We start from the raw sequence: 13,200 nt of genomic DNA on the forward strand, positions 1-13,200 counted from the left end.
CGGGCGTGCACTCCTCAGGGTCAGGCGAGGTCGAACCAGGTGGCTGGGGTCCACTCGGAATGGTCCCACCCACCACCGACAGTGCCACACAGCGACTCGCGGGCGGCGGCGCCCGCTCTGGTCAGGGCGCCGGCCGGGGGAACGGCGCGGCCGCCGCGACGAGCTCGGTGACCAGCACGATCGAGGCTGCCTCCACCGCGAGCAGGCACACCAGCACGACCAGCTGGAACGCCGCCGCCCGCAGCGGCGAGGCGCCGCCGAGGACCATCCCGACGAACGTGCCGGGCAGGGTCACCAGGCCGACCGTACGGGTCTGGTCGAGCGCGGGCAGCAGGGCGTCCGCCCCGGCCCGCCCGGCGATCTCGCGGTACGCCTGCCGCGGGGTCAGCCCGACGGTCATCGCCGCCTCGACCTCGCCCCAGCGGCCGCGGAGCTCGGCCAGCACCCGCCGGCCGGCCAGGGTGGTGGCCGACATCGCCCCGCCGACCAGGATGCCGCCGAGGGGGAGGAGGGTGGCCGGGTTCGCCGGGACGCTGCGGGTCAGCAGGAGGAGGACGAGGACCGGTGTCGCGGGTACGACGATCGCGGCACCTGCCCGTGCCCAGGCGTCCGGCAGTCCGCGCAGCCGCCGGCCGCTGGTGAAGGTCGCGACCCCGGCCATCAGGACGAGGAATGCCAGCGTCCCGGCGTACGACGAAAGCGCGAAGCCGACCACGAGCCCGACCGCGGCGAGCTGGACGATCGCGCGGCCGACGGCGAGCGGGAGGGCGCGCTGGTGGCCGAGGCCGCCGAGCCTCGACAGCAGTGCGGCGAGACCGGCCAGGACCGGGAGGAGCACGAGGGTCGCGGGACCCAGGCCGACGGAGCGCATGGGACAGGATGGACCCGTGACTGCGGACACCCGGCCACCAGGTCCCCCGAGACGACGGACGGACGGACAGGGAGGCCCCGCGCTGGCCGACCTGCTGGCCCGGGTCGAACGGGCCGAGTGGCCACCGCCCGACGGCACGTTCCGCGTACTGCCGCAGCCCCCCGGACGCGTCGCGGCGGTGGTCGCGTTCACCGCGCACACCGTGGTCGCCGCGGACGTCCCGCAGGAGTGGGTTCTCTCCCTGCTGGACCGCGCCGACGCCACCCACGCCACCGGTGCCACCGACCTCGGCGCGCCGATGAAGCCGGCATTCCTGTCCGCCCTGGCCGCGCGCACGGGCCGCCGGATCGGCGCGCTCGACCAGGTGATGCTGGCAGGCCGGCTACCCGGCCCGCCGCCGCTGGAGCTGACGGAGATCACCGACTCCGGCCATCCCCGCGTACGCCGGGCGCATCGGTACCGGGACGACGTACGCGTGTACGGCGCCGACGGCGGACTCGTGCTGGTCGGCAGAGGACTGGCCGGCCGGTGGGAGCTGGCGTTCGAGGTCGAGCCTGACCGGCAGGGCCGCGGACTCGGCCGGACGCTGGCCCGCGCGGCGCGCCATCTGCTGCCACCCGGCGCGGGCGCGGTGTGGGCGCAGGTGTCGCCGGGCAACGCCACCTCGGTCCGCGCGCTGCAGGCGGCCGGCTTCCGCCCGGTCGGCGCCGAGGTGCTGCTCGTCGCGCCGTGAGCACCGGGTGCGGGCACGGGCACCGAGATGTGCGCCCGGGTACGACGTCCGAACGTGGGCGGGACCGCCCCGTGGCCGGACACAATTCCGCCGCCCGCCCGGCCTTCGAGTTTCCGGCCGGGTGGGTGAGGCCCACCGGTAGTGTGGGCGCCGAAACCGTCAGGGAGGCAGTGCATGTCCGGCTCGAGTAGGCGCGCCTTCTTGCTGCGTTCGCTGGCCCTCGGTGTGTCCGCTCCCACGATCGCGTCCGTCCTCGCCGGCTGCACCGGTGACGACGGCCAGCCGTTCGGCAATCCCGCGACCCGGCAGCGCGCCGACGACGCCGCGCGCTACCGCGGGCACATCACCGTTGCCCCGTTGGAGAATCCGCCGAAGGCGGCGCAGGAGGCGCTGACCCGGGCCTACCGCGAGCACCAGCCGGACGTGCAGATCTCCTGGCAGACCAGGGACTACAGCGACACCAACGCGTACGGACAGTGGCTGGGCACGCAGTTGTCGGCCAACCGGGTCGGGCCGGACATCGTCACCAGCGGCTACGCGCAGGACTTCCGCGGCTTCGTCGACTTCAACGAGTACCGCGCGCAGGTCAACCCCTACACCGGTCAGGCCTGGGAGAAGGACTACGACTTCGGGAAGTACCGCGAGCTCACCGCCGAGGGCACCCGGCCACAGCTCGGCACCGACCAGCTACACCTGTTGTGGTACTACAACAAGGAGATCTTCGCCGCGGCCAACGTCAGCCCGCCGAAGAACTGGCGTGAGGTCGTCGAGGTCAGCGCCAAGCTCAAGAAGGCCGGGCACATCCCGCTGTCCACCAACTTCGACTACATCCTTCCCGGCTGGATCTGCTCGGTCTACTTCGACCAGTACCACCCCTCCTGGTCCACCTCCGCGCGCTCCCAGCCGGGCGACTGGAACTGGAACCCCGAGCTCGACGGCGACTTCGACTACGACGCCAACGACCCGGCGCTGCACGCGAAGTACACCTACAGCGCCCAGCGGTTCTACCAGGCGCTGAAGGCCAAGACGCTGCGGTACGACACACCGGCGATGGTCGAGCTGGTCACCAACCTGATCAGGGTCTTCCCGCAGTACTCCAACGGCGACTTCTTCGCCTACACCGACCAGTACCTCCCGTTCGTACAGGGCAAGGCCGCGATGCTCGTGGACGGCTCGTGGTCGCTGACCCTGCTGCACAAGGATCTTCAGTCACTGACCGAGAGCCGGGCCAAGAAGCTCGGGATCAAGGAAGGCAAGCTGCAGCCGTTCGACTGGGACGTCTTCGAGTTTCCGCCGATGGAGGGCCCGCTGGTGGAGTCGCGGCCCCGTCCGCCCGAAGGCACCACCGGTTATCACCTCGGGGTGGTGGAGAAGGAACCCGCGCACACCGAGATGGTGATGGACTTCCTGATGTTCTGGCTGTCCAAGCCGGGCTACACCGCGTTCCTGCAGGGCACCTCGGACGCGCACGAGCTGGCGCCGGCCGGCCCGCCGATGGTCAACGGCATCGAGTACCCCCGGGACATCGCCGACCTGCTCGGGAAGATCCAGCAGAAGGGGATCGTCGGTCCGGCGTACGGCAGTTTCTGGGTCAACGGTCCCGGCGGCGGACGCACCACGCAGATCCTGCAGGCGTTGTTCACCAACGTCCTGCAGCGCCGGACGCCGCCGCAGGAGTACGCCACCCAGGTGCAGAAGACGATCGAGACGCACTTCGCCGACATCCTGGCGAACTCCGGCCTCACCGAGGACGACGTGGCCAACCCGGCGCGGCGGCCGCGTTCGGTCTGACGCGGGGCGCCGCGAACTGCGTTCGGGTGCTCGGGCGGTCCGACGTGTGGAGAAGTCAGGGACTGTCAGGGGCGGTCCGGGGCGAGGTTCACGAACTGGTCGCGCGGCTCGCCCGCGGCCGCGCTCACGGCGGAGGGGGCGGGTCCCGGCCGGCGTGGCTCGCGTACCCCGGCCGGCGGCGGCCCCGCGTCCGGCGGCCCACCCGGACCGTTCGGCCCGGCCGGTCCCGGAGGCAACGGTGTCCGTCCCCTGCGCAGCCGGGAGAGCAGGCCGCCGCGCCGGCGCGACGGATGACCCACGCCGCGGGATCGTGGTCGAGGTCGTCCGGGCATCGTTCCCCTACTTTCGGTTGCGTCTGAGCAGACCGGTGCGGCCGGCGAACCGCTTGTGCACCGCCTGGCGGCTGACTCCGAGCGCGGCGGCGATGACCTCCCAGGAACAGCCCTGGACGCGGGCGCGGCGGACCTGGATCTCGGTCTCGGCGTCGAGTTGGCGTTCGAGCTCGGCGATCTGGCCCAGCGCCTCGAGTGGGTCCTTCGCCCGCAGGGTGTCCACGAGTGTGTCCGGCACTCTGTCAATCTAGGTTGACAGGGTGCCGTTGTCAACCAAAGTTGGCAACGCGCCTGAGGGGATCGTGGGACCGGACCTACGGTGAGACGCGTCCCAGCTCGCCGCGTGAGCTGATGCCGAGCTTCGGGTACGCCTTGTAAAGGTGGTACGCGACGGTCCGCGGGCTGAGGTAGAGCCGGGCGGCGATGTCGCGGTTGGACAGACCGGAGGCGGCGAGCTCGGTGATCTGCAGTTCCTGCGGTGTGAGACGTACGCCGGCCTCGCCGGCACGGCCGGCCGAGTTGCCAGGCCTGGCGTCCCGGTCGCCGCCTGCGTTTACTGCGTGCCCGGCGTGCCCGGCGGCACCGAGCTCCGCCCGCGCCCGCTCCACCCACGGCCGCGCGCCGATCTCCTCGAACGTCCTCAGGGCGCTCGCCAGCCGTCCGCGTGCGTCGCTTCGCCGCCGCCCTCGCCGCAGCCACTCCCCGAACGACAGCTCGGTACGCGCGCGGTCGAACGGCCGGTGCCGCGGGTCGTGCAGGTCCAGAGCGCGCAGGAAGTGCCGCTCGGCGTCGGGGCCCGGTGTGGTCAGCGCCCGGCAGCGGGCCAGCAGGGCGTCGCTCCAGGGCCGGCGGACCGCGTCGGCCCAGGTCGCGTAGGTGGCCAGCGGAGCCGCGACGTCGTCCGGGCGGCCCAGTCGTACCGCCGCCTCGGTCAGGTCCGGGACGGATCGCACCGGGACGTTCTGGTGGCCTTGCGGTCCCTCGACCAGGGAGACCAGCCGGTCGAAGGCGGCCTGGACCCGGCCGTACCCGAGGTCCAGCAGCGCCAGGGCCGCCTGCGCCGTCGCCAGCCCGGCCAGCGAGCCGGCCGGTGAGCCGCTCGATGCGGAGCGGCCGGCCCCGGCGGTCTCGGCGAACTCCCGGCAACCCGCCTCGTCGCCACGGACGGCGGCGAGGTGGGCCAGGGCGCCCGCGGTGTAGCTCTCCCAGAGCGGCTGGTCGGTGTCGCGGGCGATCCGCATGCCCTCGTCCCCGCTCACCAGCGCGTCCCGGTGCCTCCCGAGCAAGGCCTGGGTCAGCGTGGCGTAGCCGAGCCCGGCGGGCAGCGCCGACAGCATCCCCCGGGCCCGGGCGTCGGTGACCAGCCCGGCCGCGATGTCGGCGACCTCCTCGTCGCGGCCCAGGACGAAGGCCCGGGAGGCCACCTCGACCAGCGCGCGGGGACCGGCCTCGGTCCCGGCCGACCGGGCGCGGGCCAGGACCGTGTCCAGCGGCGGGAAGCCGGCGGTGTCGCGGCGCAGCGGCACCGCCATCGCCCATCGGGCCAGCCAGAACACCGACGTGAGCGGGTCGTCCGCGGGCAGGTCCAAAGTTTCGAGCTCGTCCACGCTCGCGGCGATCAGCGCCCGGTCGGTCGGGGTCGCCCAGGCCGCGTGCACCGCGCGCATCAGCATCCAGCCGGCCCGGCCGCGGTCCCGCGGCGCGACCAGCGCGGCTCCCTCGGCGAGCAGGTGGTGGGCGCCGCGCAGGTCGCCCTGCCCGAACGCGGCCGCCGCGCGTACCTCCAGCAGCCGAGCCCGCAGGGACGGCTCGTCGACGTGCGGGGCGGCGTGTTCGGCGCGGACCCGGGCCCACTGTGGTTGGCCGCTGTGTACGCCTGCCTCGCAGGCGAGGGCGGTTCGCAGGGCCGCCGCGGCGGGGTCGGCGCTCAGCCGGGCCGCCCGCTCGTACCCTGTCGCGGCGGCGTGGTGGCCACCTCGTGCGGCGGCGCGCCCGGCCGCCGCCGCCAGCGCTTCGGCCACCGCTTCGTCGGGTCCGGTGGCCGCCGCCGCGAGGTGCCAGGCCCGCCGGTCGGTGTCGTGTTGTGCGGAGTACGCCGCGGCCAGCGCGGTGTGCGCGGCGAGCCGTTGGGCGAGCGGCGCGCCGTGGTAGGCGGCGGCCCGGATGAGCGGGTGCCCGAACGCGAGGACGTCCCCCGCCAGCGAGACCAGCCGGTGCTCCTCGACGGCCTGCAGGTCGTCGAGGCCCGCGCCGAGCTCAGCCGCTGCCCGGAGTACGACCGCCACCTCGCCGGTGTCGTCGGCCGCGGCGGCGAGCAGGAACGCCCGGGCGCTCGCGGGCAGTGCTCTGATCCGGTGGTGGAAGGCGTCGAGTACGCGACTGGTCAGCGGCATCGGCCCGGGCAGCCGGCCGCGCGCCGACCGCATCAGGGCCGGCAACTCACGCAGGGCGAGCGGGTTGCCGCCGGTCTGGGCGAGCAGCTCCTCCCGGACCGCGCCGGGCAGCTCCGCGTCGACCGAGGAGAGCAGGCCGAGCGCGCTGTCGTCGTCGAGCCCGGTGAGGGGCAGCTCGGGCAGGCCGGTGCGGGAGAACACGTCGGAGTGGTCGCGTACGGCGAACACCGCGACGACACCCTCGCGGTCCAGCCGCCGGGCGGCGAACACCAGTGCCTGCGCCGACGTCGGGTCCAGCCACTGGGCGTCGTCGACGAGGCACAGCAGCGGACCGTCCTCGGCCGCCTCGGCGAGCAGCGACAGCACGCTCGCACCGAGCAGGAACCGGTCACCGCCACCTGGAGCACCCGGGTCCGCGGCAGGGGTCGTGCCCAGGATCGTGCCCAGGATCGTGCGCAGCCCGAAGGCGCCTTCCAGTGCCTGCCGCTGTGGCCCGGGCAGCGCGGGCAGCCGGCCGAGCACCGGCCGCAGCAACTGGTGCAGGCCGGCGAACGGAAGCTCCGCCTCCGACTCCACCCCCGCCGCCCGCAGCACCCGGAGGCCCGCGGCGCGTTCGGCCGCGTGGTCGAGCAGCGCCGTCTTGCCGATGCCGGGCTCGCCGCGCAGGACCAGCGCGGCGCTGACGCCGGCGCGGGCATCGTCGAGCAGAGCGTCGATCCGCGCGCGTTCCGCCTCCCGGCCCACCAGCACGCGCCCGACCCTACGTGCCGCGGGCGGGCCGGCATGCCGTGGGCGCGCCGACGCGGCCGGCGTGACCGACGTGACCGACGGCCTGGGGACGTACTGGAGTACGGAAGTACTGATGCCGGTACGGATTCCGCGGCACGCGTACGTCCCTAGTGTCGGTGCCAGTCGGGGAACCCCCGCCGACATCCCACGAACACCCCACGAACACCGAACGTACGAAACGGAGCAGGCACATGCTGCTGGAGAACAAGACCGCGATCATCTACGGCGCCGGCGGGTCGATCGGCTCGGCGACGGCCACCACCTTCGCCCGCGAGGGTGCCCGGGTCTTCCTGGCCGGGCGTACCCGCGACAGTCTCGAGCGGGTCGCCAAGGAGATCACCGCCGCCGGCGGTCAGGCGGACGTCGCCGTTCTCGACGCACTGGACGAGAGCGCGGTCGACGAGCACGTTCGGGCCGTGGTGGCCCAGGCCGGTGGCGTGGACGTGTCGTTCAACCTCGTCCCGGGAGGCGACGTCCAGGGAATCCCGCTGGTCGACATGACGACCGCCGACCTGCTGCGCGCTGTCAACACTCGGTTGACGACGAACTTCGTCACCGCCCGCGCGGCCGCCAGGGCCATGATCGCCCAGGGATCCGGCACGATCCTGGCGCTGAACAGCGGCTCCTCCCACGGCAGCCCGATGATGGGCAGCACCGGCCCCGCCGACGCGGCCACGGACACGTTCGTCCGCAACCTCGCCGCGGAGATCGGACCGCAGGGCGTGCGGGTGGTCGGCATCTGGACGGCCGGGCTGCCGGAGACGTTCAGCCGGGAGAAGCTGAACGCCGTCAACTCCGGCATGCAACTGGACGAGGAGGCGTTCGCCGGCCTGCTCGCACAGCTGGACCAGATGCGGATGACCCGCCGCTCCCCGCGGCTGGCCGAGGTGGCCGGTACGGCGGCGTTCCTGGCCTCGGACCTGGCCGGCGCGATCACCGGCACGTTCGTCAACGTCACCAGCGGGATGTTCATGAGCTGACCCCGACGCACCGGGGCCGGACCGGCACCGAAGGCGCCGCGGCTACATTCGTCCCTGTGACCGCCGAGTTGCCGTACCCCGCCCGCTGGGAGGCCGACGTCGTGCTCCGCGACGGCGGCACGGCCCTCCTGCGGCCGATCCGGCCCGACGACGCCGAGCGGCTGGTGTCCTTCTACGCACGCGTGTCCGAAGAATCGAAGTACTACCGGTTCTTCGCGCCGTACCCCCAGCTGTCCGAACGCGACGTCGAACGCTTCACCCGGGTCGACCACCGCGACCGGGTGGCGTTCATCCTCACCGTCGGCGACGAGATGATCGCCGTCGCCCGCTACGACCGCACCGGTCCGCGGGAGGCGGAGGCGGCGTTCCTGGTGCAGGACGCCCACCAGGGCAGGGGAGTCGGCAGCGTCCTGCTCGAGCATCTCGCCCAGGCGGCCCGGGAGAACGGCATCGAGAAGTTCACCGCGGAGGTGCTCCCGGAGAACCGCCGGATGGCCGTGGTCTTCCGGGAGGCGGGCTATGAGGTGACCGGCGACGTGGAGGACGGCGTCGCCACCTTCGCCCTGGAGATCGAGCCCACCGCGATGAGCATGGCGGTGATGGGCGCGCGCGAACACCGGGCGGAGGCGCGCTCGGTGGAGCGCCTGCTCACCCCGGGCTCGATCGCGGTGGTCGGCGCCAGCCGGTCGCGGGACAAGGTGGGCCAGGCGCTGGTCCGCAACCTCGTGCTCGGCGGCTTCACCGGTCCGGTGTACGCCGTGAACCCGACCGCGCGCGCGGTTGCCGGCGTACCCGCGTACGGCAGCCTGCTCGACGTCCCCGGCGAGATCGACCTCGCGGTGGTGGCGGTGCCCGCGGACGCCGTTCGCGACGTGGTGATCGACTGCGCCGCCAAGGGCGTGCACGGCCTGATCGTCGTCTCCAGCGGGTTCGCCGAGACCGGACGGGAGGGCCGCGAACGTCAACGCAAGCTTGCGCGGCTGGCGAGGGCATACGGCCTGCGGGTGATCGGCCCGAGCGCACTCGGCGTCATCAACACCGCGCCCGGCCTGTGCCTGAACGCCTCCCTGTCGCCGGTGGTGCCGGCGCGCGGCGCGGTCGGCTTCTTCTGCCAGTCCGGCGAACTCGGTTCGGTGATCCTGGAGACGGTCGCCCGGCGCGGGCTAGGCCTGTCGACGTTCGTGTCCGCCGGCAACCGCGCCGACGTGTCCGGCAACGACCTCATGCAGTACTGGGGTGAGGACGCGGCGACCGAGGTGGTGCTGCTGTTCCTCGAGTCGATCGGCAACCCGCGCAAGTTCAGCCGGGTGGCCCGCCGGCTCGCCCAGACCAAGCCCGTGGTGGCTGTGCGGTCCGGCCGGTTCACCCAGGGCGTGCCGATCGGCCACACGGTGCATCGTACGAGCGTGCCGCAAGCCGCGGTTGACGCGATGTTCCGCCAGGCCGGGGTGATCCTCGTGGACACCCTGGACGCGATGCTCGACGTCGCCCAGATGCTCGCGTACCAACCGCTGCCGGCCGGCGGCGACCTCGCCATCGTCGGCAACTCCGACTCCCTCGGCATGCTGGCCGCCGACGCCGCCGCCGAGGCCGGACTGACCGTGGTCCGCCAGGCCGGTGCGCTGCCGCCCGACGCCACCGCCGAGGATTTCGAACGCGCGCTCGGCGAGGTGATCCACGACGAGACGGTCGACTCCGTCCTCGCCGTGTGGGTCTCGCCGGTCGACCGAGACGGCGCCGACGTGGCGGAGGTGATCGCCCGGGTGGCGGGGGAGTGCACCAAGCCGGTGGTGGTGACGTTCCTCGGCAGCCAGGGCGTACCCGAGCCACTGCGCCGCTACGACGAGGACGGAGTGGCGGTCCGCGGCTCCGTACCCTCCTATCCGTCGCCGGACGGCGGGGTGCGCGCGCTGGCGAAGGTGACCGCGTACGCCCGGTGGCGGGCCAGCCCGCGTGGGCGGATCCCTCCGTTGCAGGGCATCGACGACGACCGGGCCCGGTCCATCGTCGCGGGCGTGCTGGCCGACCGTCCCGACGGTGGCGACGTCGAGGGCAAGGACCTGGACGATCTGCTGGCCTGCTACGGCATCGACATCTGGCCGGCCTACCCCGTCGGATCCGCCGACGAGGCGGTGGCCACAGCCGGGCGGCTCGGCTGGAACGTCGTCCTCAAGGCGACCGCGCCCCACCTGCGCCAGCGCCCGGACATGGCCGACGTGTGGCGCAACATCGACACCGAGGCGGAGATGCGGGACGCCTGGGCGACGATGGCCGGCACCATGGGCGGGCCGGAGCGGGCCGGGTTCGTGGTGCAGCAGATGGCCGCGCCGGGCGTACCCGTGGTGATCGGCTGCGCGGAGGACCAGATGTTCGGCCCGATCGTGTCGTTCGGCCTGGCGGGCGTGGCCACCGACCTGCTCGGCGACCTCGCCTACCGCATCCCGCCGCTGACCGACGTCGACGCGGCGGAGATGGTCCGGGAGGTGCGCGCGGCCCCGCTGCTCTTCGGCCACCGTGGCGGCGAGCACGCCGACGTCGCCGCGCTGGAGGACCTGCTGCACCGGGTGTCCCGGCTGACGCAGGACCTGCCGGAGGTGGTGACCGCCTACCTCCAGCCGGTGCTGGCCCGGCCCAGCGGGCTCACGGTCCTCGGCGCGCGGGTGCAGGTGGTGCCGGTCGAGCCGCAGGCCCGCACCGACTGGTACGCCCGGCGGCTCACCCGGCTCTGACGAGGCTCTGAGGAGGCCCTGAGGAGACCCCGCACGCGACGAGGCCCGGCACCGCGTCGCCGCGGGCCGGGCCTCGTTCGGTCCTACGTTCCGTACCTCGGTCGGTACGTCGTTCGCCTCACAGGTCGGCGAGGGTGACGACCCGCTTCTCCTTCACCGAGGCGTACGCGCCGAGGATGACCTTCAGCACGTGCACGCCCTCGACCTCGGTGTTGATCGGCCGGCGCTTGTCGGTGACGCAGGTGATGAAGTCGGCGATCTCCGCGGAGAACGCGTGCACCTCCGGGAACTCCACCGTCGTGAGCTGGCCGTCGATGGTGCGGTGGTTCAGGGTCTTGCCGTCGCTCCACAGCGTGCCCTTCTCCGCCACTACGGAGAACTTCTCGGTCACCGCCGCCGGCTGGTAGGCCCAGCTGGTGACGATGGTGCCCACGCTGCCGTCGGCGAAGCGCACCATGACCTGCGCGGAGTCCTCGCCCTCCATCTCCAGCCGGTGCCGGCTGGTCATCGCCACGACCTCCGACGGCTCGGCGGTGGCCAGGTGGAGCAGGAGGTACGTCGGGTGGTAGCCGGTGTCGATCAGCTCGCCGCCGCCGGCGGTCTGCAGGCTGCCGCGCCAGCCCATGTCGGAGTTCAGGCCGCGGTTGAAGAAGCTGTCGGTGGTCCGCAGCTCGTAGACCTTGCCGAGCGCACCGTTCTGGATGAGCTCGCGGGCCTTCGCCACCGGCGGCATGAACAACTGGTTGTGCGCGCACATGAGCGTCACGCCGTTGTCCTTGACCGCCTGGGTGATCTTGGCGGCCTCGTCGGTGGTGATGCACAGCGGCTTCTCGCACAGGATGTGCTTGCCGGCCTCGGCGGCGGCGAGGATCGCGTCCGCGTGCAGGTGGTGGGGGAGACAGATGTCGACCGCGTCGACATTTGCGGTGGCGATCATGTCGCGGTAGTCGGAGAAGACCTGCGCGCCGCCCACCTGCTCGGCGCGGGTGCGGGCGTTCTCCTGGACCACGTCGGCGACCGCGGTCACCTTCGCCCGGTCGGGGATTTCGAGGTAGCCACGGACGTGCGGGTTGGAGATGCCGCCACAGCCGATGAGCCCGACGTTCACGGTCATTGGGGAGATCCTCCTGGTTGCAACTGCGGGTTGACGCGTGGTCCCGGCCGGTCCGGGGGTTTCCGGCGACCGGGATGTACGGGATCTCGGCGACGTTGCCGATCTCCGCTCGTCCGGACGGTCGTCCGGGTCAGCTCGGGGTCAGGGGAAGGTCGTACGGGTGCTCAGCCGCTCAGCCGGTCACGCTGTCGATGCGTACCGGCCCGTCGACGGCGACGGAGTGGTTGGCGGCCTCCATCAGCCGGGTGAGGTCGACGCCCATCTCGACGTTGGCGGTCGGCCGGGTGCCCTGCTCGACGTGCTCCACCCACTGGGCGAACGCGTCCGGCTGGTTGTCCGGCACGGGGAGCTCGACCCACTTCTCGCCGCCCTCGTGTGCCGGGCTGCGCACCAGCAGCTTCTGGTCGGGCGTACCGAACAGCAGGCTGCCCTTCGTGCCGTGGATCTCGATGCTGAACGGGGAGTACGTCGTGGCGAACCCGGCCTCGACGACACCGAGCGCGCCGTTGGGGTAGCGGAGCACGGCGACCGCGTTGTCCTCGACCTGACGGCCGGTGACGTGGCCGTAGCTCGCGCTCACCGACTCGGGCATCGCGCCGAGGAACAGCCGGGTGAGGTACATCGGGTGGCAGCCGAGGTCGACCAACGCGCCGCCGCCGCACTGCTCGGGGTCGTAGAAGTGCTCCGGCAGCCAGCCCTCGCCGACCGCCCCGCCGTGGGAGAGCCGGGTGCGGACCACCGCGAGGTCACCGAGAGCGCCGGAGTCCAGCACTTCCCGGATCGCCTGGGTGTAGCCGTGGTACAGCCTGGGCAGCGACAGGATCAGCGCCACGCCCGCCTTGTCGACCTCGGCGAGGATCTCGTTGCACTCGCGCACGGTGAGGGCGAGCACCTTCTCGGTGAAGATGTGCTTGCCGGCCCGGGCGGCGGCGCTGATCACCTCGGGGTGGATGTTGGTCGGCGTGTCCACGATCACCGCGTCCACGTCGTCGCGGGCGAGGACGTCGGCGAGGTTCTCGTGGAAGGGGACACCCAGCTTGTCCGCCTCGGCCCGGCCGCGTGTCGGGTCCTCGTCCCAGGCGGCCACGATCTCCGTGCCCGGGTGTTCCTGGGCCTGGTGGGCGTAGCCGAGGGCGTGGACGTGCCAGAAGCTGAGCATGGCGATACGAATCATCGAAACCCATTCTGTACGGGGACGAGCAGGCCGAGCCGAGCGCGATCCGGATCTTCGACCCGTGACGGGGAATCGGAACCGATGCGACGGCGCGGCGGTTTCCCGACCATTCTTTCGGGGTGCGCCGGGGGCAAGTCCAACCCGCAGGGGGATACCGGCCCCGTGTGGCCGCACATGGCCAGGCGAGGAAGACTCGGGGTGAGCGGGTGTGACGGAACGAGGCGGCCGCGAGGGCTTGTCGGAGGGCTTGTCGGTGGGCGGGGCTAGCATGGCCAAGCCCTGACAAAACCCATC

General features: G+C 72.8%; 10 protein-coding genes. 4 read left to right on the forward strand and 6 right to left on the reverse strand.

Features of this window, described 5'->3' with window-relative positions; genetic code table 11:
• Positions 1-121: 121 nt before the first annotated feature.
• Entirely contained in the window at positions 122-871 is a 750-nt protein-coding gene (locus F4554_RS14070) for an ABC transporter permease (RefSeq protein WP_179787798.1), read from the reverse strand.
• Positions 872-887: 16 nt separating this feature from the next.
• Between F4554_RS14070 and F4554_RS14075 the strand changes: the two genes are divergently transcribed.
• Positions 888-1,604, forward strand: a complete 717-nt coding sequence (locus tag F4554_RS14075) for a GNAT family N-acetyltransferase (protein WP_337796032.1) — start codon at positions 888-890, stop codon at positions 1,602-1,604.
• Between the two features lie 174 nt (positions 1,605-1,778).
• Positions 1,779-3,395, forward strand: a complete 1,617-nt coding sequence (locus F4554_RS14080) for an ABC transporter substrate-binding protein (protein WP_179787799.1) — start codon at positions 1,779-1,781, stop codon at positions 3,393-3,395.
• Between the two features lie 65 nt (positions 3,396-3,460).
• Here F4554_RS14080 and F4554_RS14085 read toward each other — a convergent pair whose 3' ends face one another.
• The 3 genes from F4554_RS14085 to F4554_RS14095 all read right to left on the reverse strand — a co-directional run bounded on the left by F4554_RS14085 (position 3,461) and on the right by F4554_RS14095 (position 6,870).
• Entirely contained in the window at positions 3,461-3,694 is a 234-nt protein-coding gene (locus F4554_RS14085; protein WP_179787800.1) for a hypothetical protein, read from the reverse strand.
• Between the two features lie 40 nt (positions 3,695-3,734).
• Positions 3,735-3,965: a hypothetical protein gene (locus F4554_RS14090; protein ID WP_179787801.1), complete on the reverse strand. Its 231-nt coding sequence runs from the start codon at positions 3,963-3,965 to the stop codon at positions 3,735-3,737.
• A gap of 76 nt (positions 3,966-4,041) precedes the next feature.
• Entirely contained in the window at positions 4,042-6,870 is a 2,829-nt protein-coding gene (locus tag F4554_RS14095; protein WP_202889289.1) for an AAA family ATPase, read from the reverse strand.
• 230 nt (positions 6,871-7,100) lie between these two features.
• Here F4554_RS14095 and F4554_RS14100 point away from each other — a divergent pair, with 230 nt between their 5' ends.
• Positions 7,101-7,889, forward strand: coding sequence for an SDR family NAD(P)-dependent oxidoreductase (locus tag F4554_RS14100; RefSeq protein WP_179787803.1), 789 nt, complete (start codon positions 7,101-7,103; stop codon positions 7,887-7,889).
• 56 nt (positions 7,890-7,945) lie between these two features.
• Entirely contained in the window at positions 7,946-10,618 is a 2,673-nt protein-coding gene (locus F4554_RS14105; RefSeq protein WP_179787804.1) for a GNAT family N-acetyltransferase, read from the forward strand.
• 118 nt (positions 10,619-10,736) lie between these two features.
• Here F4554_RS14105 and F4554_RS14110 read toward each other — a convergent pair whose 3' ends face one another.
• The gene (locus F4554_RS14110; protein ID WP_179787805.1) at positions 10,737-11,732 is read right to left on the reverse strand and encodes a Gfo/Idh/MocA family protein; all 996 of its coding nucleotides are present in this window, start codon (positions 11,730-11,732) and stop codon (positions 10,737-10,739) included.
• Positions 11,733-11,904: 172 nt separating this feature from the next.
• Positions 11,905-12,906 (reverse strand): Gfo/Idh/MocA family protein, encoded by a 1,002-nt coding sequence (locus tag F4554_RS14115; protein WP_179787806.1) that lies wholly within the window; start codon positions 12,904-12,906, stop codon positions 11,905-11,907.
• Positions 12,907-13,200: the final 294 nt, after the last annotated feature.

Origin of the sequence: Actinopolymorpha rutila (genome assembly GCF_013407855.1) — a bacterium.
Lineage (GTDB): Bacteria > Actinomycetota > Actinomycetes > Propionibacteriales > Actinopolymorphaceae > Actinopolymorpha > Actinopolymorpha rutila.